The 22,781-nt window shown below is 66.5% G+C and carries 29 protein-coding genes; 25 read left to right on the plus strand and 4 right to left on the minus strand.

Features of this window, described 5'->3' with window-relative positions; genetic code table 11:
* The first annotated feature begins 6 nt into the window (after positions 1–6).
* The 14 genes from AC27IY_RS26810 (at position 7) to AC27IY_RS26875 (ending at position 8,244) form a co-directional block, all read left to right on the plus strand.
* Positions 7–390 (plus strand): hypothetical protein, encoded by a 384-nt coding sequence (locus tag AC27IY_RS26810; protein ID WP_487179534.1) that lies wholly within the window; start codon positions 7–9, stop codon positions 388–390.
* 27 nt (positions 391–417) lie between these two features.
* The gene (locus AC27IY_RS26815) at positions 418–1,464 is read left to right on the plus strand and encodes a hypothetical protein (RefSeq protein ID WP_487179535.1); all 1,047 of its coding nucleotides are present in this window, start codon (positions 418–420) and stop codon (positions 1,462–1,464) included.
* 23 nt (positions 1,465–1,487) lie between these two features.
* Entirely contained in the window at positions 1,488–1,634 is a 147-nt protein-coding gene (locus AC27IY_RS26820) for a hypothetical protein (RefSeq protein WP_487179536.1), read from the plus strand.
* A gap of 35 nt (positions 1,635–1,669) precedes the next feature.
* The gene (locus AC27IY_RS26825; RefSeq protein WP_487179537.1) at positions 1,670–2,236 is read left to right on the plus strand and encodes a hypothetical protein; all 567 of its coding nucleotides are present in this window, start codon (positions 1,670–1,672) and stop codon (positions 2,234–2,236) included.
* A gap of 134 nt (positions 2,237–2,370) precedes the next feature.
* Complete coding sequence (locus AC27IY_RS26830) at positions 2,371–3,078, plus strand: hypothetical protein (protein WP_487179538.1); 708 nt, start codon at positions 2,371–2,373, stop codon at positions 3,076–3,078.
* A 6-nt stretch (positions 3,079–3,084) separates the two neighbouring features.
* On the plus strand, positions 3,085–3,339 hold the full coding sequence (locus tag AC27IY_RS26835) for a hypothetical protein (RefSeq protein WP_487179539.1): 255 nt from the start codon (positions 3,085–3,087) through the stop codon (positions 3,337–3,339).
* A gap of 12 nt (positions 3,340–3,351) precedes the next feature.
* Positions 3,352–3,630: a hypothetical protein gene (locus AC27IY_RS26840; protein ID WP_487179540.1), complete on the plus strand. Its 279-nt coding sequence runs from the start codon at positions 3,352–3,354 to the stop codon at positions 3,628–3,630.
* A gap of 131 nt (positions 3,631–3,761) precedes the next feature.
* On the plus strand, positions 3,762–4,370 hold the full coding sequence (locus AC27IY_RS26845; RefSeq protein WP_487179541.1) for a protein phosphatase 2C domain-containing protein: 609 nt from the start codon (positions 3,762–3,764) through the stop codon (positions 4,368–4,370).
* A 17-nt stretch (positions 4,371–4,387) separates the two neighbouring features.
* Positions 4,388–4,771 carry a hypothetical protein gene (locus tag AC27IY_RS26850; RefSeq protein ID WP_487179542.1) on the plus strand — a complete coding sequence of 128 codons (384 nt, stop codon included), beginning with the start codon at positions 4,388–4,390 and terminating at the stop codon, positions 4,769–4,771.
* Positions 4,768–5,214 carry a hypothetical protein gene (locus AC27IY_RS26855; protein WP_487179543.1) on the plus strand — a complete coding sequence of 149 codons (447 nt, stop codon included), beginning with the start codon at positions 4,768–4,770 and terminating at the stop codon, positions 5,212–5,214. The genes AC27IY_RS26850 and AC27IY_RS26855 overlap by 4 nt, the downstream gene beginning before the upstream one ends.
* Positions 5,214–5,645, plus strand: coding sequence for a hypothetical protein (locus AC27IY_RS26860; RefSeq protein WP_487179544.1), 432 nt, complete (start codon positions 5,214–5,216; stop codon positions 5,643–5,645). Before AC27IY_RS26855 ends, AC27IY_RS26860 begins: the two co-directional genes overlap by 1 nt.
* Positions 5,646–5,695: 50 nt before the next feature.
* Positions 5,696–6,343 (plus strand): hypothetical protein, encoded by a 648-nt coding sequence (locus AC27IY_RS26865; protein ID WP_487179545.1) that lies wholly within the window; start codon positions 5,696–5,698, stop codon positions 6,341–6,343.
* On the plus strand, positions 6,340–6,579 hold the full coding sequence (locus AC27IY_RS26870; RefSeq protein ID WP_487179546.1) for a hypothetical protein: 240 nt from the start codon (positions 6,340–6,342) through the stop codon (positions 6,577–6,579). The genes AC27IY_RS26865 and AC27IY_RS26870 overlap by 4 nt, the downstream gene beginning before the upstream one ends.
* 60 nt (positions 6,580–6,639) lie before the next feature.
* Positions 6,640–8,244 carry a DUF3560 domain-containing protein gene (locus AC27IY_RS26875; RefSeq protein WP_487179547.1) on the plus strand — a complete coding sequence of 535 codons (1,605 nt, stop codon included), beginning with the start codon at positions 6,640–6,642 and terminating at the stop codon, positions 8,242–8,244.
* A 42-nt stretch (positions 8,245–8,286) separates the two neighbouring features.
* Here the strand turns inward: AC27IY_RS26875 and AC27IY_RS26880 are convergent, their stop codons facing one another.
* Positions 8,287–8,994 (minus strand): hypothetical protein, encoded by a 708-nt coding sequence (locus AC27IY_RS26880; RefSeq protein ID WP_487179548.1) that lies wholly within the window; start codon positions 8,992–8,994, stop codon positions 8,287–8,289.
* Between the two features lie 111 nt (positions 8,995–9,105).
* Between AC27IY_RS26880 and AC27IY_RS26885 the strand changes: the two genes are divergently transcribed.
* The 5 genes from AC27IY_RS26885 to AC27IY_RS26905 all read left to right on the plus strand — a co-directional run bounded on the left by AC27IY_RS26885 (position 9,106) and on the right by AC27IY_RS26905 (position 17,301).
* The gene (locus tag AC27IY_RS26885; protein ID WP_487179549.1) at positions 9,106–9,336 is read left to right on the plus strand and encodes a hypothetical protein; all 231 of its coding nucleotides are present in this window, start codon (positions 9,106–9,108) and stop codon (positions 9,334–9,336) included.
* Positions 9,337–9,404: 68 nt separating this feature from the next.
* Complete coding sequence (locus AC27IY_RS26890; RefSeq protein ID WP_487179550.1) at positions 9,405–11,114, plus strand: DNA cytosine methyltransferase; 1,710 nt, start codon at positions 9,405–9,407, stop codon at positions 11,112–11,114.
* Positions 11,115–11,456: 342 nt separating this feature from the next.
* Complete coding sequence (locus AC27IY_RS26895) at positions 11,457–13,031, plus strand: type I restriction-modification system subunit M (RefSeq protein WP_487179551.1); 1,575 nt, start codon at positions 11,457–11,459, stop codon at positions 13,029–13,031.
* Positions 13,024–14,223, plus strand: a complete 1,200-nt coding sequence (locus AC27IY_RS26900; RefSeq protein WP_487179552.1) for a restriction endonuclease subunit S domain-containing protein — start codon at positions 13,024–13,026, stop codon at positions 14,221–14,223. Before AC27IY_RS26895 ends, AC27IY_RS26900 begins: the two co-directional genes overlap by 8 nt.
* A gap of 3 nt (positions 14,224–14,226) precedes the next feature.
* Positions 14,227–17,301: a type I restriction endonuclease subunit R gene (locus AC27IY_RS26905; protein ID WP_487179553.1), complete on the plus strand. Its 3,075-nt coding sequence runs from the start codon at positions 14,227–14,229 to the stop codon at positions 17,299–17,301.
* A 125-nt stretch (positions 17,302–17,426) separates the two neighbouring features.
* Here the strand turns inward: AC27IY_RS26905 and AC27IY_RS26910 are convergent, their stop codons facing one another.
* Positions 17,427–17,789: a hypothetical protein gene (locus AC27IY_RS26910; RefSeq protein WP_487179554.1), complete on the minus strand. Its 363-nt coding sequence runs from the start codon at positions 17,787–17,789 to the stop codon at positions 17,427–17,429.
* A 371-nt stretch (positions 17,790–18,160) separates the two neighbouring features.
* Between AC27IY_RS26910 and AC27IY_RS26915 the strand changes: the two genes are divergently transcribed.
* The 3 genes from AC27IY_RS26915 (at position 18,161) to AC27IY_RS26925 (ending at position 19,915) form a co-directional block, all read left to right on the plus strand.
* Complete coding sequence (locus AC27IY_RS26915) at positions 18,161–18,469, plus strand: hypothetical protein (RefSeq protein WP_487179555.1); 309 nt, start codon at positions 18,161–18,163, stop codon at positions 18,467–18,469.
* 117 nt (positions 18,470–18,586) lie between these two features.
* The gene (locus AC27IY_RS26920) at positions 18,587–19,291 is read left to right on the plus strand and encodes a 3'-5' exonuclease family protein (protein ID WP_487179556.1); all 705 of its coding nucleotides are present in this window, start codon (positions 18,587–18,589) and stop codon (positions 19,289–19,291) included.
* 138 nt (positions 19,292–19,429) lie between these two features.
* Positions 19,430–19,915 (plus strand): GntR family transcriptional regulator, encoded by a 486-nt coding sequence (locus AC27IY_RS26925; protein ID WP_487179557.1) that lies wholly within the window; start codon positions 19,430–19,432, stop codon positions 19,913–19,915.
* An 81-nt stretch (positions 19,916–19,996) separates the two neighbouring features.
* Here AC27IY_RS26925 and AC27IY_RS26930 read toward each other — a convergent pair whose 3' ends face one another.
* Positions 19,997–20,245: a hypothetical protein gene (locus tag AC27IY_RS26930; RefSeq protein WP_487179558.1), complete on the minus strand. Its 249-nt coding sequence runs from the start codon at positions 20,243–20,245 to the stop codon at positions 19,997–19,999.
* A gap of 296 nt (positions 20,246–20,541) precedes the next feature.
* Here AC27IY_RS26930 and AC27IY_RS26935 point away from each other — a divergent pair, with 296 nt between their 5' ends.
* The 3 genes from AC27IY_RS26935 (at position 20,542) to AC27IY_RS26945 (ending at position 22,087) form a co-directional block, all read left to right on the plus strand.
* Positions 20,542–20,763, plus strand: a complete 222-nt coding sequence (locus AC27IY_RS26935; RefSeq protein ID WP_487179559.1) for a hypothetical protein — start codon at positions 20,542–20,544, stop codon at positions 20,761–20,763.
* A 95-nt stretch (positions 20,764–20,858) separates the two neighbouring features.
* The gene (locus AC27IY_RS26940; RefSeq protein WP_487179560.1) at positions 20,859–21,101 is read left to right on the plus strand and encodes a hypothetical protein; all 243 of its coding nucleotides are present in this window, start codon (positions 20,859–20,861) and stop codon (positions 21,099–21,101) included.
* Positions 21,102–21,136: 35 nt separating this feature from the next.
* Positions 21,137–22,087: a hypothetical protein gene (locus AC27IY_RS26945; RefSeq protein WP_487179561.1), complete on the plus strand. Its 951-nt coding sequence runs from the start codon at positions 21,137–21,139 to the stop codon at positions 22,085–22,087.
* Here AC27IY_RS26945 and AC27IY_RS26950 read toward each other — a convergent pair whose 3' ends face one another.
* Complete coding sequence (locus tag AC27IY_RS26950; RefSeq protein ID WP_487179562.1) at positions 22,088–22,612, minus strand: hypothetical protein; 525 nt, start codon at positions 22,610–22,612, stop codon at positions 22,088–22,090. It abuts the gene before it with no gap.
* Positions 22,613–22,781 lie beyond the last annotated feature (169 nt).

A 22,781-nucleotide genomic window follows, 5' to 3' on the forward strand; every position in this document is an offset into this window, starting at 1 on the left:
AGCGACATGAAGAGGATCACCCGGCTCTACACCCGCGCCTCCAACACGTCACCGCTCGGCATCCAGATCTGCCACCTCACCATCTACCTCCCAGGCGAGACGGACGCAGCCGGCGACGTCACCGAGACCGGCGGCGTGACCTGGCTGTGGTTCGCCGGACAGCACGCAGACACCGACTTCACCGGCGCCAGCCCCCAGATCGGCTATGGGCCCGACGACCTGTTCGAGGAACACGCCGAGCTGGACCCGGACCAAAGCCTGGACAACTTCCTGGAGGTCGAGCACCAGCAGATGGTCACGGACGGCTGGGTGCTCTTGCGACACGACTTCGGCATCTCCGAAACGGCGTCCGCCATCATCGCCCGCTCATACGAGCTCGCCGAGCGCTAGCCACCTCGATCAAGCAAGGAGAACGACATGGACACGATGATCGCCCGAACCCACACCGAACTGCTCATCTCAGTCAAGGCAATCCGCTACGCGGGTGGCACCACCAGCCAGATGCTCGCAACCATCGCCCGGCTCCTGACCGACCCGGCCACCCCCGACCGGTACGAGGACAACCTGCACGCCGTCACCCAGACCGCCGCCCACCACTTCGCCTACGAGAAGGACACCGGCCCCACGCCGTACCCGGAGAACGCCACGTACGACGACCTCACCCCCGAAGGTCAGATGGCCGTCCTCCGGTACGTCATCTTCGACCTCGGCGAGCGCGACAAGCCGGCCGAGACGCCCGCTGTCACGACCAAGGCGACCACCCGCTACCTGGCCGTCGCGATCGACGAACCCGACACCTTCGAACTCGGCCTCGACGGCGCGCCCCTTCCTCCGCACCACCTGGTGGCCATCACCGAAGCCGAGGAGTACGACGAGGACGGCGTGACGAAACTGTTCCCCCTGCCCAACGTCGCCGCCATCCTCGACACCGGCGTACCCCTCGACGAAGACGCCCCCGCGCTGGACGACCTGCTCACGGCCAACGGCTGGAAGCTGGTCGGCGAGCCCGACAGCCACCCCGACACCGACGAGCACGAGGTTGCCCCCACCAACCCCCAGAAGACGCCGCCCAGCGTCGAGTACCACGACGGCCGCCCGATGCCGTACTACGTCGCCGGCCGCAAACGGCTCGACGAGCGCGGCTCACTGGAAGGCGCGCTGCTCACCGCAGCATTCACCGCCGCCCAGGCACTCCCCGCCACCTACGGCCTCGACCCCATCCGCGCCGAACTGCTGCTGATCGAGACCATGCGCGCCGCCGTCGACGACCGACTCGACTACGAGCAGGTCGTCCGGGGCAACGCCGGGCTCGACTGCAAGCGGCGCCTGTTCTCGGCCGCGTGCGCGGCGATCGGCACCGCGCTCGACGTGATCCGCGACCGCGCCACCTGCCGCACCTGCGACGGCCCCGCCGTCTCCCGCACGACGGACGGCAAGCCCGTCTGCGCCAACACCGGCCACTGAACCAGCACGAAAGGACCACGAACATGCGCGGACTGATCGACCTGCCCGACGGCTGGGAGTGGAGCGCCTACGGCGACTCCTTCATCTGCCCCGACGGCTACGAGATCGAGATGGACGGCTCCTGCCCGGACGGCCACGTCTCGCCCCTGCTCAACATGGGTCTCATCTGACCATCGCTCCCCGCCACCCCCGACTGGAGCCCACCATGGACACCACCACCCGCGGCATCGCCGAAGACCTGCTGCTCCTCCTGCGCCGCCTCAACCAGGCCGATGACCAGAAGCTCGCCCGCGACCCCGGCCCGTACGGGCACGTCCGGCACGCCCTCGTCACGGTCCTGGAGACCGCCGACTGGGGCCCCGCCCACGCCGACGAGGCCATCCTGCACGCCATGCAGGAAGGCTCGACGCTGTTCGACGCGATGCTTGCCACACGCGCTGGTGAATGCGGTACCGCAATTAGACAGCCCAGCAGGGATGACGCTACCCCTGGCGAGATCGGCGACGAGCTGGCGCAGCAGGTCGCTGACGCAATCGGCGAGCACTTCGGCGGAAACCGTGACTACTGGCCGCAGGTCATGGACGCCGACTGGGACGACGGCAGCGGCCGCGTCATCGTCTGGGACCACGGCGCGGACGAGTGGCCGTTCCTGGTCTCCCACGGCGGCCGGCCGGATTACTCGCCGATCGAGTACGAGCCGGTCTCGCTGCCCCCTGGCGTGTGGGTCGAGCCAGTTAACGCCTGCGCCCTGCGCGTCCTGATCCACCAGTAGGCCCCGAAGACGGCTGATGGCCGGGCCCGCCACAGGCCCGGCCATCCCAACACCACAGAAGCCTTCGTCGCCACAACGAAGGCGCGCTGTCCAGCGTAACGCATCCACCCCGACCGCCCGGAATAGGAGCATCCGTGGAGTACATCGCTGTCGCCGTCCGCCGCTACCGGTTGGAGCTTCGCGGGCACGACTGGTTCGAGCCTGTCACCACCCCAGATCTGTCCCGAGTGATCCGCTCTCTGCACATGGCCCGCCTCGGCGGCGTGCCGCTCGTCGTCACCCCGCTGCCGCCCAAGGTGACATGGGCCGCGGCTTGCACCTGGTGCCGCGCCCGGCCTCGCGAGGTTGAGTACGACTGCGACGGCACTTACCTGTCGTCGCACTGCGGCTCCCCGCAGTGCGCGGAGGCGCGCCGCCTCGCCTACGACGGCGTGATCTCGTACCCGTCGTACCGCAGCGGCCACCGACTGCGGCGCGTCCAGCCCGTCCGCGTCCCGCGAGCGGACGGCCCGAAGCCGGGTGTCGTGACCGTGGACGAGTACGGCGCCCTCACCTGCCTGTGCGGCAACACCCGACTCGGGGCCGGGTTCCGTGAGTGCCTGCCCGGTGGCGCCCTCGTCGACCCGGACTACCCCGACTGGAACGGCCTGTACTGGTGCGCTGGCGACGGCTGCCCCGGTGTCATCGTCGATTGCCGCTACCTCGACGACGTCGAGCAGGAGCCGGAGACCATCACCGACGCGTTCCCCGTCGAACTCCGTGACCAGTGCCGCGAGTGCTCGGCCCGCGCTGACGAGCCCCCGCAGATGCACAGCTACTCCTGCTCCACCAACTGGCGGTAGGTCGCCGTGCGCAACGACAACCTCGACCAGGAGCGGGGCTACGCCTACATGGCCGTCAGCCCGAACGGCGGCGGCAACGTCTACGTCACCGGCCGCCCCTGCATCACCTGCGCTCCTCCGCAGCCCGACCCCAACAACCGGCACCCCGTGCCCTGCGAGTGGGCGCGAGCACACGCCTGGAACACCGTCCGCAACTGGGGCGCAGGGGCCCACGTCCGCCGCATCCCCATCACCGAGCTTCCGCCCGAACTCCAACCCTGAAGGGAACCGCCCATGCCCATGCAGCCCAACCGCACCGCGCTCCAGATCATCAACCGGCTCCGCAACGACGGGTTCACCGTCAACATCCCCGACGAGCCGTACCGCCGCATCTACCAGCTCCCGCTCAGCCGCGGACTGTACTTCGGCACCCTCGACGTCTCCGCCGACAAGGGCCGCGCCCTGCGGATCTCCCTCACCTGGCAGCCGAACCGCACCACCCGAAGGCGCGAGGGCGCCACCCAGATCATCGGCCTCCTCAACACCCTGCCCGAAGAGGGCTGGGACAACTGAAAGGCAACCGCATGAACCTGATGTACGTGCCGGGCGTCGCCCGCGTCCACTTCGACAGCATCCAGAACGGCCGCCACTGCCAGGCCGACTACGTGGCGGTGCTCGACGGCTCGTAGGCGCTGGCCGTCGCGGTGTGCGACGGAGCGGGCGACGACTCCGACGCGGCCGACGCCGCCCAGATCAGCGCGCAGATCGCCGCGGCGGTCACCGGCTCCACCAACAGCGGTGTCCAGGGCCTGCACGCGGCCCGCACCTACCTGCAGCAGCGCAACGAGGACGCCCCTCCCGGCCAGGAGGGCATCACCACGGCGGTCGTCGCCGCGATCACCCCCGGCGGGCTCGACATGGCGTGGGTTGGCGACTCACCCGCCTGGGCGGTGCGCCTGGACGGCCAGGTCGTCCCCCTGACCGTGCCGTCCTGCCACCCATGCGCGACGCCGTGCAACGTCGAGGAGAAGCACGAGGCGGAAGGCCGTTGGCCGCACCGCCTGCTCACCGGCACCTGCGACTACGCCCGCATCATCCTCGCGTCGGACGGCCTGACCGCGCACCTGCCGCTCGATGGCCGGGCCGACCACATGAACGCGATGCTCGACGACCTGGCGCGCATCGCTGCGCCCGACCGGGCCGGAGAGTACGTCCTGGCGGAACTGCTCGACCTGGCCAGGCACGGCCGTGGCCGCGACAACACGACGGTCGCCGTGATCGACCTGGTGACGCACGAGGGCGAGCCAGCGTGACGAGCACCGTGATTGGGATGCTGCTCGCCGCGAATCCGGCGTGGATCACCCGCGTGCACCTAAGCACGGCCGACGACGGCGACCGCTTCGACCTGCGGCACCTGACGGAAGTGCTGACCATCGGCGACGGCGACAACGACACCGAGATCTCCGAGGTCGAGGAGTACCCCGCCGCCGGCCTCATCGTCGGCCGGCTGTCGCACCCCGCCGCCCGGCCACGGAACGAGCTCGCCGCGGCGCTGCTCAGCCACTACTTCCCGCCCGCCGCCGACCGGTGGTGGCTCGACATGCGTGGGGGCGTCGTCATCACCGGCCTGTGCCGCTGCGGCGCCCCCGCTGACCTGCCCAACCCCGTCTACGACACGGCCCGCACCGTGTCCGCACTGAGAGGAATCCGATGAGCAGAAGAACCAGGCCCGCCGTCAACCCGAACACCAGCCACAGCGTGATCACCACGAAGGCGCGGATGTGCGGGTGGGCCATCGAACCCGGCTCGACCGACGACGGCACGACGGAGCTGTCCCTGACCCGCGACGGCTGGAAGATCGTCGTGGCGTTCCAGGGCAGCACCGCGCTGGCCGCCGCCCTTCAGTACCCCGGCCAGTCGGAGCCCTCCGAGCTGATCGGGAGCGAGCAGTTGGCCCGCTTCCTGCGCGGCAACCGGGAGCAGATGGCGGCGTTCCGCCTCGACCAGCGGGTCATCGTCGGCGACCAGGCCGGGACGGTGACGGACATCAGGCCCGACGACGAGACGAAGGTCCGGCTCATCGTCCGCTACGACAGCGGCACCACGGGCAGCCCGCTCACCACGCACGTCCGCGCCGAGGCCAAGGTGGAGGAGTAGTGTCCCGAGACCCCCACGATCTCACCTTCGGCCAGGACGAGGACGACAACAGCCCTCACGTCGAGCGGCGTCCATGCCCGTCCTGCGGCTTCAACTCGCGCATCATCACCCGCGGCGACTCACGTGCAACGGTCGTGTCCAAGTGCTGTGAGACGCCGCTCGACGGAGACGACGACGAACCCCACGAGGACGACGAGCCCGAGGTCCTCATCGAGGACGGCCAGCTCGTCTGCCCCTGGCCCGACTGCGGGATCCCCGGCAACATCGTCGAGCTGGACGTGGCGAGCCGGGAGAACGTCCTGGCCGTCGCAGAGGACGGCGTGATCACCGCGCACCTCGGCGACAGCAGCTTCGAGGGCGACGGCTTCGAGTGCCTGAGCTGCAACCGCGCCGTCTCCATCCCCGACAGCCACGAGATCGTCCACGCCTGAGCGCCAATAGCGCGACCGCAATTAGCTAACTGAACAGGGAGAACGCCACGATGGCGACCGCCAAGAAGCGCGGCAAGCGCCGCGTCACGCAAGCCATGAAGGACCGCAGCGCCGCCAGCCGCACCGCAGCGCGGGAGGCTCTGCACGCCTACGCCGTGCTGTGCCTGTCCGACCCGGCCGAGCTGGAGCAGTTCCGCAACATCGCGGCGAGCATCGGCTGGAAGCTCGACCCCGCCAGCGACGAGCCCGGCTACTCACTGCAGAACGCGCTGCTGCTGGCCGCGCAGCGCCGCCCGCTGACGCACTGCGGCGGCTTCGACTACTGGCTGAGCCAGGGCCGCGCCGTGGCCGAGGGGGAGAAGTCCCTCGGCACGTTCCGCCACATCGGCCGGAAGAAGCCCGACGAGGAGAAGGCCAAGGAGAAGGAGCTGGCTGAGGAGGGCTGGCAGTCCTCCAAGCGCGGGGCCCGCTTCTACGTGAGAAAGGGCACGTTCGACGTCGCCCAGACCGTGCCGCGCGTCCGGTGCCCGCACTGCGGTACGACCCCGGCGGGCGAGGACGACCGCACCACGCAGTGCCCGCCGGCCTGCGCCGTGTTCGCGCCCCGACCCGGCTCCAAGCCGCCCCGCGTGATCGTCATCGAGCTGCTGCAGGCCCAGCTCCTCGACAGCGACGAGGACGAGGGCGGCGAGGAGTGAACACCGACCCGGCGACGAGGCTCGGACGTCGCCAGCTCGCCCGCAACGCCCGCAGCTACGGCTACTACGACATCCCGGCCAGTGCCGGCCAGCCCCGGCAATTCCAAGTCGTCTGCCCGCTGTGCCGCGAGCGGGTCAGCGCGGCGTGGGAGAGCGACAAGACCCGCATCGCGCTGCTCGACGCCGCGATGGACGCCCACCTGCTCCACGACTGCGAGCACGGCCCCCAGCAGTAACCACCACCCGGCGCAGGGCGGCAGGTGGCTGCCCTGCGCCTCTCCATAAATGAGGCACATTTGATCACGATCACGCATACCCACGAGGAAGGCACCCTCGTGCACGGCACCGTCAAGGGCGACGGCGCCTGGGAGATCCTGCGCAAGCACGGCTTCCACTTCTTCCCGTCCATCAAGATGATCGGGATCCGCCAGTCCCGGGACCAGGTGGCCAAGCGTTGGAAGATCAACGGCGCGGCCGACGCCCTGCGCGCCGCCGGGTTCGAGGTCGAAGTCGAGATCGACGACACCCCGCGCGACCGCAAGCAGGTCCTCGCTGACCAGGCCGACCGGCTGGACGACCGGCGTGACGCTCTCGCGGCCAAGGCGCAGCGCCACGCAGGCAACGCCGCGGCGGCCGCCGACCGGGCCAACCAGATCTCGGAGCGGTTCGCAGGCGGACAGCCCATCCTCGTCGGGCACCACTCCGAGGGCGGCGCGCGGCGGGACCAGAAGCGCATGGACTCCGCCATGCGCAAGAGCATCAAGGAGGACCGGACCGCCCAGGAGGCTGCCCGCCGCGCCAACGCGGTCGGCAACCAGGCCGCCTACTCCGCGAGGCCGCGCGTCACCGCCCGCCGGATCAAGCGGCTGGAGGCGGACCTGCGGCGGGTGCAGCGCGGCCTCGACGGCTACACGCGGACCTTCCGCAAGCACGACGGCACGCCGTACTACGTCGAGGAGCACAAGCCCGCGACCGGCGAGTACCGCGAACAGCTCCTCGCACAGAAAGAGCACATCGAAAACCAGCTCGCCTACGACCGGCAGCATCTCGCCGAAGCCACCGGGCAAGGCGAGTTCGTCGAGTGGGGCAAGCACAACATCCACGTCGGCGACCGCGTGTGGGCCTGGGGATACAACGGGCTCGCCCTCAAGATCAACCCCACCACCGTGAAGCTCGACTTCCGGGACCACTGGACGCCCAAGGTGAAGTACACCGATGTGGCGAAGGTCGAGTGCCCGCACGGCGACGAGACCGTTGTCATCGCGCCCAAGGAGCCCAAGCGGGTTCAGCCGGCGGCGCCGAAGGTCATGGTGGCGAAGCTCGACACCAGCCTCCTGGAGGCGGCCGGGCAGCGGGCTCTCGACGTGCGCGTTGGCCGAGACCGTGAGGCGTTCGTGTCCCCGCCCGCTGTCGTGGACCTGCTCATCAGGCTGGCCGAGATCGAGCCCGGCATGGCCCTGCTCGAACCCTCGGCCGGCACCGGCAACATCGCCCTGGCGGCCGTCGAGCTGGGCGCGGTCGTGGACTGCGTGGAGCTCGACCACGGCCTGGCGAACGTCCTCGTCGAGCGCGTTCCCGGCGTGAACTGCGTCCGCCGTCAGGACTTCCTCGACCTGGAACGGGTGGAGCAGGAGGGCTACGACCGGATCGTGATGAACCCGCCATTCTCCGGCGGCAAGGACATCGCGCACGTCCTGCACGCCCTCAGCTTCCTCAAGCCCGGTGGTCGACTCGTTGCGGTGATGGCCGCCGGAGTGCTCCACCACACGTTCAAGACGGCCGAGAGCTTCCGCGCCCTGGTGGAGGAGCGCGACGGCTGGTTCGAGCAGCTTCCCGAAGGCTCGTTCGCCCCCGCGACCGGCATCAACACGGTCGTCGTGGTCATCCCCGCCGAGCAATAGCGGCTGATTGTACGTGGCCCCCTCCTCAGATGGGGGCCACCACTATCCGGCAATCTGAGGCGCTGCCGGTGGCTGCTCGATCGTGAGGTCGGTGCTTGCACTATTTTCAGAGTTAAGGACTGCCGCTGCTGCTTGCGCGTTCTTGAGGAGGATTGGGTTATCCCGCAGTGTGGCTTGCTCTAGCGGTGTGAGCTCCCTTACCACCAGCGTCTCAGATTCCTTGATTAGGATCAGTGAGCCGATTTGAACGACTGCAGCGGGGGTGTCGTTCAGCTTCTCGATGAGCTCAGCGACTGCACCTATATTGGTCGCGTTCACCTGAGCCTGCCTCTTCTCGATCTGCTCCAGCTCCACTGCGCGGACGGCACTCTCGATGGTCGCGCGGATCCTGTCTTCGGTGAATTCCGCCTTTCCCCGGGCGAGCATGCGCTTGAACCAGGATCCAAGAATCGGGGGGCTATCAGCGACGATTTCGAGGCCAAGCTGCTCTGCAGCCGCTCGAACAGCATCCTCGATCACTTCCGCGTCCGCAGCATCCTCTAGAAAGACGCTGATCAACACCAACCCTGGGAACGTCTCCAGTAGGTTCTCGTTACTCCGGACAGTGATGATGTTGACCGTGCCGCCATCATGTGCCCGGATGTGTACCTGCTGATCACTATGTACATGGTAGTTGGCTTGATCACCGGTTGCCTGATAGCTAAGCCCGACGTTCGAGACGTCTCGGCCAGGCGCTTCCTCTTGAGACATTCGACCTCCGTAGACGTGCTGATGGACGCCCTAAATTCTCCTCCATCATCGGGCGGACACGTCTGGAATCAGCAGATCCGACGGAAGGCCGTCGTTGGAGAGAGTCTGTGCGTGACGTCCCGACGTCGTGTCGACCGGGCCGCTCACCTGCTCCGCTGCGAGGTCGAGACGGAGGGCCGCCACCACCGGGAGTGGCTGCGCATCCGGAACCTCTACTACCCGTGCGTCGAGCACATGCTGACCGCCGCGCCCGCGCTGGCGAACGACAAGACCCATCGCTCCTTCGAGGCGGCATGGCTGGCCGGGCTCAACGGGCCCGCCCAGCTCTCGCTCTCGTTCTAACCCCTCACCATCCCGACGGCCTTGCCTGCGTAGGGCGAGGCCGTCCTGCTGCATGCGAAAGGAACAACGTGGCCTACTACCGCCACGACAGCAACGCCCTGGACCTCATGGACTGGTTCTGCGGCGCGGGAGGAAGCTCCCAAGGAGCGCACGAAGTGCCCTATGTGAGGGTGGCCCTGGCTGCCAACCACTGGGAATTGGCGTTGGAAACCCACGCCACCAACTTCCCCGACACCCTTCACAAGAAGGGTGACATCCGGAAGGCGCCCGTCTTCACCTGGCCGCACGCCGACATCGCCTGGTTCAGCCCTGACTGCACGAAGTGGAGCCTCGCCCGCGGCAAGAAGCGCACCTACACCAACACCCGCCAGGGGGAGTTGTTCGACGTTCGCACCCCTGAGCAGAAGGCGAAGGAGGAGGCCGAAGAAGCCGACCGGGCGTTGATGACTCAGGTAATCGACTACGTGGAAGGTTGCCACTCGCGCGGCAGACTCATCAAGGCGGGCGTTGTGGAGAACGTGCCAGCCGAACGCGACTGGGACGGGTTCAACGAGTGGCTGCGCCGCTTCCACCGCTGCGGCTACAAGACCCGCGTCATCGCGCTCAACTCCATGCACGTCAACCCGGTGCGCACCCTCGCCGCCCCGCAGAGCAGGGACCGGCTGTATGTGGCGTTCTGGCACAAGTCGTTGGGCCGTGACCCCGACTGGGACAAATGGCTCCGCCCGACCTCCTGGTGCCCGGTGTGCGAGGAGACGGTGCAGGCGATCCAGGTGTTCACGGACCCCACGAAGGACATGGGCTCCTACCGGCGTCAGTACCGCTACCGGTGCCCGCACAGGACATGTAAGAACGCGGTCGTCGAGCCCCTGGCACTACCGGCCTGGGAAGCGATCGACCTGTCCCTGCCGACCCGCCGAATCGGTGACGGCAAGCCCGGTAAGAAGTTCCGCCCCTACGCCGAGGCGACCGTTACCAGGATCAAGGCCGGGATCGAGAAGTTCTGGGTCCCGCTACTCGTGCCAACCGGCGGCACCTGGCGTACCGAGGCGACGCCGCTCACCCTGCCCATGCCCACCCGCACCACTCGGGAGAACGACGGCGTGGCGCTGCCTCCGCTGCTCGTGCCCGCCGAAGGACGCGACGGCAAGCAGGCCGCGCCAGCGAACCTGCCCATGCGCACTCAGACTGCGCGCCGCGAGACTGCGGTGGCGTTCCCGCCGTTCCTCAGCTTGCTCAGGTCGGGCCGGCCACGCAATACCAATCCCGCTGTCGATCCGTTGGCGACGATCGTCGCGGACGGCAGCAACCACGCGCTCGTCCAGGCAGAACCCTTCATGATCCCCATGCGCGGCGGCGGCGACAAGGAGAGAGCCCGCCCGCTCTCCGACCCGCTGCACACGATCACCTCGGGCGGTAACCATCACGGGCTCGTGCAGCCGCCGGAGGCACTGCTGATCCCGTACTACCGCACCGGCGTTGCCGCGCCCACATCGCAGCCGATGGGGACGCTGTCCACGCACGACAGGTACGGGCTCGCCACTGCCGACCTGCCAGCGATCGACATCAACGAGGTCGGGTTCAGGATGCTCGAACCGCACGAGATCGCCAGAGGTATGGCGTTCAACGAAGGCTACGTGGTGCTCGGCGACAAGAGATCGCAAGTGCGGCAGTACGGCAACGCCGTCACACCGCCCGCTGCCGAGGTGCTGGTCTCGGCGCTGGTCGAGTGCATCACGGCTGATGAGCTCGAACGCTACCTGCCCGCCGCAGTCTAACCATCAAAAGCGCGACCGCAATTGGCTATGCCGGCCAGGCTCGGCGCCATCCTTCCCCTCCTCGGGTAGCTGCGTCCACGAGGAGGGGGAGGGCCGTTGCAAAGTCATCTGTCGGTGGGGACGTCTGGCTACTGCAGGGCGCCTCGCTCGATTGGAGCGTTTGCGAAGATCTGCGGCCCGGTGGAGGGATATCGTTTATGGGTTGCCAGTACGACACCTCGTGTGTTCACCCTGTAGGACAAGCCCAACGTGACCATGCCGGGCACGCCCCAGATCGGGTGACCAGCAGGAACGCCCCGGCCTCGGCCGCCGCCCTTTGACGAGCAAGGAAACCCCCGACTGATGGCAGTGACGCAGCAAGAGATCGAAAACCGGTTGTGGGATGCCGCCGACGAGCTGCGCGTGGCGATGCCCGAAGCGCAATACTCCTCCGTCATCTTCCCGCTGATGTTCTGGAAGTACCTGTCGGACACCTGGGAGCACCAGCACGAGCAGTTCCTGGCCGAAAACAAGGGTCTGGGCGGTTTGTCCGACGAGGAAGCCCACGAGATTGAGTACCGCGACTACCAGTCGTTCGAGATCCCGTACATCTACCCCGGCACCGTCCAGCAGCGTCGCGCCTCCTGGACGTCAATCCTCGCCACCATCACTCAGCCCGGCCTCGGCCAGCGTGTCCGCGCTTCCCTGCAAGCCATCGAGACGGCCAACCCTGACAAGTTCTCCCGCCTGTTCGGGTCCATGACCTGGACCTCCGAAGAGGTGCTGTCGGGGGAGGTGCTGGCGGCGGTCATGCAGGCGATGGACCGCACCCCGAAGATGCACGAGGGCAACATGTCCCACGACGTCCTCGGTGGGGCGTATGAGTACCTGCTGAAGCGGTTCTCCGACGGGTCCGGCACCCGAGCCGGCCAGTTCTTCACCTCCCGTGAGGTCGTCGAGCTGATCGTCGAGATTCTGGACCCCCAGAACTATGAGTCGGTATATGACCCGACTTGCGGGTCGGGCGGCATGCTCATCGCCTCCGCGAACCTCCTCAAGGCTCACCGCGGACGTGGCTACACGCTCAAGTTGTACGGGCAGGAGGCCGTACCGGACACGGCGGGCGTAGCCCGCATGAACCTGTTCATGCACAACCTCACCCAGTTCAAGGTCGAGGTCGGCGACACCCTGAAGGACCCGCGCTTCAAGAAGCCGGACGGATCCATCGCGCAGTTCGACGTGATCGTCGCCAACCCGCCCTACAGCCTGAAGTGGAAGCCCTGGACCCGAGACCCACGCGCCCTCGGCGGGATCGCCCCGCCCTCGACGGCGGACTGGGCGTTCGTGCAGCACATGATCGCCAGCATGAACTCGAAGAAGGGACGCGCCGGCGTCGTCCTGCCCCACGGCGTCCTCTTCCGAGGCGGCCAAGAGGCAGCCATCCGCCAGCGCGTCCTGGACGATGACCTGCTCGAAGCAGTCATCGGCCTGCCTGCCAACCTCTTCTACAACACCACCATCCCCACGGCGATCCTGGTGTTCCGCGCACCCCGCACCAAGGACCGGGAGCGGCAGGGCGGCGTACTGTTCATCGACGCCTCCAAGCGGTTCACCAAGGCCAAGAATCGCAACATCCTCACCCACGCCGACATCGCCGACATCGTGACCGCTTACCACTCGAAATTGGATGCCGACGGCAATCCCGTAAACCCCGACGGAGAAGGCGGGCTCGGGGCGCGATTCGTCCCTGCCACAGAGATCGCGGCGAACGGGTACGACCTCAACATCGGGCGATATATCAAGCAGGCCGCTGCCGAGCAAGAAGACCTCGGCAACCTCATCGATGCCTACAACCTCGCCCGCGCCGAACGCCAGAGGACCGAGGCGCGCATGCTGCAGGTGCTCGCCGCCGCAGGGATCGAAGGCTTTGATGACTAAGCCTTTCGAATGGAAGCTAGGCACCCTTGACGACGTACTCGAACACGTCGATGTCCGCAACAAGGACAAGGCGGTTGACTTGGTGCTCAGCGTCACTGAGCGGCGCGGCATAGTTCCCCAGAGCGAGGTTTTCAACAAAAGGGTCGCTACCGACGACACGAGCAAGTACAAGGTGCTCCAGCCCTTCGACATTGCCTGGAACCCGTACCTCCTTTGGACTGGAGCTATCGGGCAGTGGCTTGGTGAAAGGGCTGGCATTACCTCGCCGGTTTACCCAGTTTTCCGTGTCCGCGAAGGGCAGGACGCGAGGTTCTGGGGGATGGTACTCGAGAGCGGTGTGCTCACCCCGTACTTCGACAGTCGTGCGATTGGCTCCATCGTCCGCCGCCGCCGTACGACAATGCCGGTCTTCAAGGAGGCCCCGACCTTTATCCCACCGTTGCCGACGCAGGAGCGGATAGTCGAGGTTATTGATGCGGTGGACGATCAGATCACCGCACTCGACACCGAGGTCAAAGCGTTGCGTATGGTGCTGCGACGACTTCGCGCCGAACTGGTCAACGACCAGAACGCTCCGGCAGTTCGTGCTCACGAGGCGTTCGAAATCACAATGGGGCGACAGCGGGCGCCGAAGTACGCCACGGGACCTTACATGACGCCCTACCTCCGTTCAGCAAACGTCGGCTACGGGACGCTCGACCTGAACGATGTCTTGGAGATGAACTTCGACCCGAAGGAGCGCGAGGTGTTCGGCCTTGTGCCCGGCGATGTACTCGTGTCCGAAGGCAGCGCAAGTCAGTCCGCTGTCGGCATGCCGGCCATGTGGCGTGGAGAGCTGCCAGAACCGATCTGCTTCCAGAAGACGCTCATGCGGTATCGAGCTGTCCAGGGCGTCAGTGTTTCGGCGTTCGTGAACCACTGGTGCCTGTGGGCCTATGAGTCGGGCACGTTCCTCGACATCGCGGGAGGCACCAATATCAAGCACATCACCGCCATGCGTGCGCTTCGGATGCCAGTGCGCCTTCCAACCGTCGCGGACCAGGAGAGGATCGCTGCGGAGCTCGACGCGATGAGCGAGGTCGTCTCCGCGACCCAGGCCGAGGCACACCGTCTCCGTTCCGTGCGCGCAGGGCTAATGACGGGGTTGTTGGATCGCACCATCGACATCGAGTCCGCCGAGCTAGAGGGATGAGCCGTGGCAAAGGGCATTCGGGAGCGCGAGTTCCAGAACCTGATGATCCAGTGGTCCCTCCCCATGGGCTGGACCTTCACCGCAGGCAGGTCACTGCCGCGTGAGACGACACAGACGGTGATGGCCAGCCTGTTGCGGGACGCCATCGTCCAGTTCAACCCCGAAGTGATCGGCGGGTTCAACGTGGACGCGGTGGTCGAGGAGATCGTCGCCACGGTCAACGCCGTCGAGGGCGGGCTGGTGCGGGCCAACGAGCAGGTGCTGCGCCTGCTGCGAGGGCACAAGGAGTTCCGGGATGCCGATGGCGCGTGGCACGCTCTGAAGGTCATCGACTTCGAGCACCCGACCGCCAACACACTGGTCGTGTCGGACGAGGTGACCATCACCGTCCCCGGCAAGACCTCCCGCCGATTCGACCTCGTGTACTGGGTGAACGGGCTGCCCCTGGTCGTGGTTGAGGTGAAGTCGCCGACTGCGAAGTCCGGTTGGGTGACTGCCGCCCGCGAGATCAACGACGTGTACGCCACCGAGTACCCGTGGTTCTTCACCCCCAACGTCTTCGCGGTCGCCTCCGACGGGCTGAAGCTGCGGTTCGGTGCGGCCGGCGCGCCCACGAACCTGTGGCAGCCGTTCCGGTCCACAGCCGACGACGAGAACCTGTCCGGGCAAGCCGACGTGCAACGTTCCGTCGAACTGCTGCTCAACCCGGCCACGGTGTTAGACATGCTCGCCAACTTCGCCCTCTTCGACACCTCCGGGGGCGGGGTGGACAAGAAGTACCTGCCCCGCTACCCGCAGATGGAGGCCGCGCACCTGATCCACGAGCGGGTCCTGGCAGGCGGGTCGAAGGGACTGATCTGGCACCACCAGGGGTCCGGGAAGACCCTGCTGATGGTGTTCGCCGCGTCGTTGCTGCTGGCCGACACCCGCACCGACTCGCCCACGATCATCCTCCTGTCGGACCGGACCCAGCTCGTCCGGCAAACGTCCGGGGTGTTCACCTCCGCGATGGGGGACGCCTACTTCCACCAGCCCGCCACCAGCGCCGAGCTGCGGGCACTGCTGGCCGACGACGTGCGCGGAGTCATCTCCACGACCGTCCACAAGTTCGCCGACGCCGGCAAGAACCTCTCCACCCGCAGCAACATCATCGTGCTGGTCGACGAGGCACACCGCACCCAGTCCGACAAGAAGAAGTCCCTTGCCGGGCAGATGCGCGCGGCGTTGCCGAACGCGAAGTTCTTCGGCATGACCGGCACCCCCGTCAGGAACCTCGCCACCGACACCTTCGCCCTCTTCGGCGAGGAGACCGATCCGGGCAGGGTGCTGCACCGGTACTCGGTGTCCCGGTCCTTGCTGGACGGGGCGACCGTCCCGGTCATGCTGGACCCGCACCCGGTCGCCTTCGAGATCAACGATCAGGCGTTGCAGGCCGAGTTCGATGAGTTCGCCGACGACTTCGACCTCGACGATCCCGACCGTGAGGCCCTGTCCCGCAAGTTCGGACGCCTGACGTCGGTGTTCGCCAACCCCGACCGCATCCACGCGGTCTGCCAGCACATCGTTGACCACTACCTGGCCGGCGCCTACCGCAACGGTCTCAAGGCCCAGGTCGTCGCCTACAACCGTGAGCTGGCCGTGGTCTACACGGACAAGATCAACGAGCTGCTGGCCGGGTTCGAGCCGTCACAGGTGCTCGCCGAGGTCGGCAAGCACGACCGGATCACCGCCGAGGTCAACATCTCCGTCTCGGACTCCAAGGACGAAGACCCCGCCATGCGGCCGTTCCAGCTCTCCGAGGCCGAGGAGGAGGAGCAGAAGCGCCGCTTCCTCACCCCGGACGACCCGTTGTGCTTCTTGGTGGTGACCGCGAAGCTGATGACGGGGTTCGACGCCCCTAACGAAGGCGTCCTCTACCTGGACAAGCCCTTGAAGGCCCACACCCTGTTCCAGACGATCACGCGCCCGAACCGTACCTGGATCTCGCCGACCGGGTTCGTCAAGACCACCGGCGTGATCGTGGACTACATCGGCTTGGCCGAAGAGGTCCAGCGGGCTGTCGTCGATCCCGCCTCGCCGGAGAGTGGCAAGGGCGGCGGGTTCGTCACCGACCTGTCCGAGCTGGTCGACGAGTTCCGCACCGCCTTCGCCCGCATCGAAGACCTCTTCGCGGATGTGGACGACCTCGACCTCACCGTCCACGGATACGAGTCCCTGCGAGCCATCAACGACTTCCTGGACGCCAACCCCGGTGCTGCCGAGGTGTTCACGCGGGACTACCGGCTCCTGGCCCGCTTGTACCCGCTGATCAACACCGACAAGCGGATCGCCAAGTATCGGGACGGTTTCGCGCTGTTCGGGTCCGTGTACACGACCCTGTTCAAGCAGTCCTCCGACGAGGAGAGGAAGGAGCGGCTGAGGGAGCTGGGGCCGATGGTCCTGGACATCATCAACGCCCACGTCCACTCCTTCTCCGTGGTCGCCACGCAGGAGGAGGCCCTTGTCCTGGACGCTCAGGGCATCGCCATCCTCAAGGAACTGCTGGCCCTTGTCCGTCCCGATCCCGGCAAGGGCGACGGCGAGGACAGGAAGCCGCCGTCCGCGGCGGAGATCCTGGACCATATCAAGGCCGCCCTCGACAAGGGCGTTGAACCGGGGTCCGCGAAGTACACCGCCCTCGCGGAGCGGATCAAGCAGTTGCGGGACCGGATCATCCAGAACGCCCAGGACGCCTTGGAGTTCCTGGCTGAAGCGCTCCGGATCGCCCGTGCCATCGTGAACGCCGAGAAGCACCCTGACGAGGCCGTTGTGCTGGATGACGATCACGTGGGTGTCCTGTCGCGGATCATCCACGATCACGCGCCGGCCGGGCTCACGGTCACGGAGAGGAATCTGGCCGAGGAGATCGACCAGGTGGTCACCCACACCCTCGCCGGGTCGTGGGATAACGCCGACGCTCGCAGCCGAGGTGTTCGTCGCGCCACCGCTGCGGTCTTCCGCGAGTACTCGTTGAAGCCGGTGGGGGAGCCGTACGACTCCACCGTGGCCTATATCGAAGCGCACTACCTGGTTGACTGAGGAGCGGCTGCCCGGCCTTTCGGCGACGGCCGGGTCTCGTCGCGCTGCTTCGCCCTGATCTATCGTCTGAGCCCATCGGCGCGCCGGCGCATGCCGGATTCGTTGAGGTCGTTCGGCAGCCCCAGTTAGTGCTCCAGGTCCAGCTCGTCAAGGTATGCCTCCATGGCGTCGTTGAGGACGGCCTTGCCTCCCATCTGCTCCTGCTTGCACGCGGCAACGAGCCTGGCCTTCGTGTTTCGTGTGAGCCGGACCATGAAGCCCGGCGCTACGGGGCGTTCGCTGGGCGTGCCCGGCGGGGGAGGGTTGGGGTCGCGCGGCACACTGAGATCGGCCTTCTTGATCGGCTCGGGAAACTCGGCCGGAATGGGCGGTTGTAGCGCGTCACAGTAGGTGTTGATGGCCAGTTCCCACGTCTCTTGTGGGCCCATGCCGGTGGCTTGGACAGCTCGGGTGAGACGGTCGTCGACGTCGCTGTACAGGTACACCATCGTGGGCAGCAGGTCGGTCCACCGAACGGCGCGAACGCGCTTTGGCCCACTTCGGCGACTTGATTGCGGTCCTGCTTTTGGCTGCTGCTCGACGTTGTCCGTGGGACGTGGCTTCTGCGGCGGCTTCGAGTTGCGCGGCATGCTGGGCTTCCTGTAGTGGCGTGTGGCGTGCGGTTCTCACCGTACGGGGTTTCTTGTCGTTCTGTCGTGTCAACCCCTCCGTGCGTTGACCTTGGATTGGACCCCTGATTATCCATATTGGTCCACTCAATGTTATAGTGAAGATGATCGCGCATCACAAGATCAACAAATCCCCGCCACCTGGTGGCACACCGCTACCAGCACCAACACCACACCTGGAAGGGCACCAAGTGGAAACTCGGCTCTACACCCGCACCAACCCCGACAACGGGCAGATCGAGATCAAGCACTACCTGGTCGACCCCACCGCCGGACCGTCCGACATCGGCCCAGTCTTCGAGACCCACTTCTGGGGAACCGAAGCCCCGGCCGACTTCGACACGAACCACAGCTACTACGACGACAACGACGTGATGTGCCGCAGGGACTTCTACCTCCGCGGATGCGATGGGCCTCTGCCCGAGTTCCTTGAAGCCCTCTGGAAGGAGCTCGACGCCGAAGGCTGGGTCCTCCTGTCCTCGCCCCCCACTTCTCGCTAAGCGCGCCAGCGGGGAGATCTCGCGTGTGCGAGGTCTCCCCGCTAATAGCGGTAACGCAATTGCCTCTCCTGCTCGCCTGGCGGGGAGGAGGCCACGACGAACAGGAAGACCAGCCCAGTGAAGAAGCTCGCCTTCATAGACCTCGAAACGACCTCCCTCGACGAGCGCCACGGCAACCTGTGGGAGATCGGGCTCATCATCCGCGACCTGCGCGCCCCGATCCGGACCGACGTCGAATACTGGTGGCAGGTCCGCCCGGACCTGACCCACGCCGACCCGAACTCCCTACAGGTGGGCCGCTACTACGAGCGGTGCCGCGTGAAGCACAAGCCCATCGGCGCCGGCCGGAAGCTCGCGCCCACCCTCCACATCGCTGGTAGCCCCTGGATCAAGGAACACACGGGCAACCCGCTCGCCGAGGGCGACTACTACATGGAGGCCGACGCCGACAGCATCGCTCGTAGTCTGGCCAGCGAGCTGGACGGCGCCACGATCGTCGCCAACAACCCCACCCACGACCGCAAGTTCCTCGGCAAGTTCCTGCGCGCCCACGGGCAGCTCCTCACTGCCCACCACCGCATGATCGACATCCGAGCCCTACTGATCGGCTACATCGACGGCCGGCTGTCCGCCTACGACAAGGTGGACGAAGCGTTCGAGGCTGAGGCCGTGCCGTACGTCGAGGATTGGCTGGACGGCCACATGGACAGCCCGTCTTGGGAGATCGTCGGCGTCGCCCAGGACTGGGCGACGAGACACACCGCGTTGGGTGACGCTCGCTTGGACCGTGACGTGTACGACGCCGTCAGGGGCGGCCGGTGACGGCGTAAGCTGATCCCTGCGTATCTGCACACATACGCGCCCCGGTGCCTCTGGCGCCGGGGCCTTTTTCGTTTCCGGCCGCCTTCCCGGCTAAGACCCTTCGTGTCTATAAAGGTTCCCAACATGTATGCTTCGGCCATGACGAAACGAGGCCCGCGGGGGCCGGTGCCGATCTACCAGGTGATCGTCAACGCCATCAAGGACGACATCGCCGCGGGCCGGCTCAAGCCCGGCCAGGCCCTCCCCACCGAAGCCGAGATGTGCGCCATCCACCAGGCGTCACGGCTGACGGTGCGCAGGGCCCTGGAGGTCCTGCGCGAGGAAGACGCCATCTACACCATCCGCGCCGAAGGCTCCTACGTCGGCCCCCGCGACGCCCCCCAGATCCGCGAACCCCGGGAGTTCGAGAAGATCGCCGTCGAGATCGTGGATGGCATCCAGCGGGGCGACTACAAGCCGGGCGACGTGCTGCCCTCGCAGTCGGAGATCATGGAGCGATACGGCGTCGCCAAGAAGACGGCTCGTGCCGCCGTTGCCCTCCTGCGTGATCAGGGCTGGGTGTACACCGTGTCCACCATCGGAACATTCGTCGCGGCACGCGATAAATGGCCTACACAGAGTTGACCCTGAGTCTTGACTCAGGAGCTATCCAGCGCGCGGGGTAGTCATAATCTAGACCCGGCTGCTTCGCGTGCCGCTTTTGTGTCAGCGACCTATGCTGACCTGCTCTAATCCCATCTCATAAACGTCTGCAGCGGTGGTGACGCCATTGATGCGCGGCCGCTGCCGGACGATCAGCGGCAACGTCCCGCACGCCGTCAGGCAGGCCGCGCCCGCGACGGCGATGTCGATGCCGCCGAGCCTGCCGGTCAGGACGATGTGGACGATGGCCGCGAGGAACGTCAGGTTGCTGGCGACGAAGGCTGCCACGAGGGACGCCATCGCTCGGTTCACGTTTCCGCCTTTCTCCCATGAACGATTGCCAGAGCGTTCTATCATCCCCGTCCGACAAGTGCGTTCCGCGCCGGGGTCGCCATGAACGGGTCAGGACGTCCGTGACACGTTCGTCATCGGGAACGTGGGCTTGTCATAGATGCGCCATGTCGCCAAGATGCTGCCCGTAAATGTAGACAATCGCGCGCGAAAGGACTTTTATGGTCACTCCATGGCGTGACGCCCCGAGTGACAAAAAGTCAACTGGGCGTCCGCATCCTTGCGTTCGTACCGTTCCAACCCTGGGGGACTGCAACATGCCCAAGCTCATGGGAGCGCGCCCGCGCCTGACCGGCTACCTCATCATCCTCGCCGCTGCCGCCCTGCTCCTGCTGACTCCCGGCACCGCCAGCGCCGACGACGCCACGCCGGCTTCTGGCCCGAGCGTCATCAAGGCCGAGGCGAGCACGGTTCCGGCCGCCGACGCCATTGATGCGCCTGTCGCGTTGGCGGAGTACCTCCACTTCGGCGGCATGTAGCCGCACGCGCGGTCAGGATGACAGCAAGGACCAGCCAGTCTCGGAGAATCATGATCTGCCACGCCATCCGCATGTGGCTTCTCAGTTTGACAGCGATGTCGGTTACAGCTTGGGCGGTGGCCGTCTTCTCGTTCCTCGCCCTGTACGCCGACCGGGCCGGCGCGGCCGCGTTCGCCCTGGCCGGGCTGTGGACCGCCGCAGTCTCCGTCCCCGTCACCGTCCAGCTCATCTGGTGGCGGCGGCGGGTCCGCGCGGCCCGCGCCGTGTTCCTTCTCGGCCAGGAACACAAACGTTTGTTCGAGACAGTGCGCGGGGAGATCAGCTCAGGCGCGCGCTGAACGAGCAGCCGCGCCATCATCGGGAAGGAAACGACGTGCCACACCGGATCGCCGGCCTCAGCCTTGAGCAGGAACGCCTCTACCGGCACCTGCTCGCCACAGGGCCCACCAGCGTCCACGTGTTGGAGGAACAGTTCGGCCACCAGGTCCACGACGACCTGTACGAGCTGACGATCCGAGGCCTCGTTCACGGAAACCCGCTGATGGCGCGGCGTCCCTCAATCGCTATGAACGGCGTCCTCGCGATGCAGGTGGCGGAGCTTCAGCGGATCCAGGCGTACGTGGAAGAACTGGACCACATCTACGACACCGGGCATCAGCCCGAGGGGGGCGACGCCGTCACCCTGCTCACCAGCCGGGAGCAGATCCAGCACTGGTTCGAAACGCTGACCGCCACGGCCGAGCACGAGATCCTGCAGCTCATCACGCACCCGTTCCTCCCGCTCCAGCCTGTGCGAAGTCGCGCAGAATCTGGTTCGGATCTTGTAAACCATCCAGCGAAGTGCCGCGTCATCGTTGAGTGGAAAACCTTCCAGAGCCAGCCCGCCATCAGCGGCCTGCACCACTCCCTCGACCGGGGGTGTGAGATCAGGCTTGCTGACAGGTTGCCCCACAAGCTCCTGATCTCGGACCAGCGCATGGCGATGACGCCCCGCTACCCGCGGAGCCATGACGCCAGGCAGATGCTGCTCGTGCATCCTGGCACGCTGGTGGACTTCCTGGTCGAGGTCTTCGAGGCCGAGTGGGAGCGGGCGCTGCCGCTTCAGCCCGACCCTGCGCGCTTCACCGACATCGGCACGCTGGAGCCGGCTGAGATGATGATCGTGGAGATGCTGGCCGGCGGCGCGCACGTCGATCGCATCGCCAGCGCTCTGGGAGTGCACTCGCGCACGGTCAACCGCAGGCTCGACGAGCTGAAGCGCAAGGCTGATGCGACCACCTTGTTCCAGCTCGGCGCCTACGCGTCGCGTCACTGGCTGAACTAGCTACTCGGGCTTGAGAATCCGCAGTTGAGCATCCGTCGCGTTCAGCGTGGCCTCGATCTGGGCCAGCATGATGGCCTCGATCTGGCCGCGCTGGTCTCGCGGGACGCCTTTCAACGTGCGTATCTTGCTGAGCATCGCCTGGAACTTCTGCTGCACATGCTCGGGTGTGACGTCCGCGTCGATTGTGGCCAGCGCGGGCTCCGCCTTGGTTTGCTCCCGGATCCATTCGCGGAACAGTTCGGCCGCCGCTGGTCGGTCCCGTTCGTGTAGGTCGTCTGGGGTGATGACGGGCTCGTTCGCCAGGTCGTTGATCGCGGCCGCCATGAGCACGAGCTCGCGGTCTTCCGGGATTTTCTCGCCGGCCTCGATGCGTCGCCAGGTGGGTTCGGACATCGCGTCGCTGGCCAGGTCCTTTGCGCGTGCGGCGGCGGCGCGGGTGGAGATGCGTCGCTTGAGCCCTCCTGGGTTGTTGCGGCGTTCAATGAGGAACTGAACCACTGTTGAGGGCTGGCTGAGGTCGGCCACGGCGAGTCGGGTGTCCTTTCGCGGCGGTTGATGCGTCATACGAGTCTGGCGCAACGGTACCAATCGACGTGTCGGTCTGGCTATGTCATCGCAAGACGTCCGATTACTCTGCGTGACATATGCGAGGTAGCTGCAATGACGTGAATGACACGTCAAGCGTTGCATGGTG

The sequence above is a fragment of the Nonomuraea sp. B208 genome (assembly GCF_057536035.1).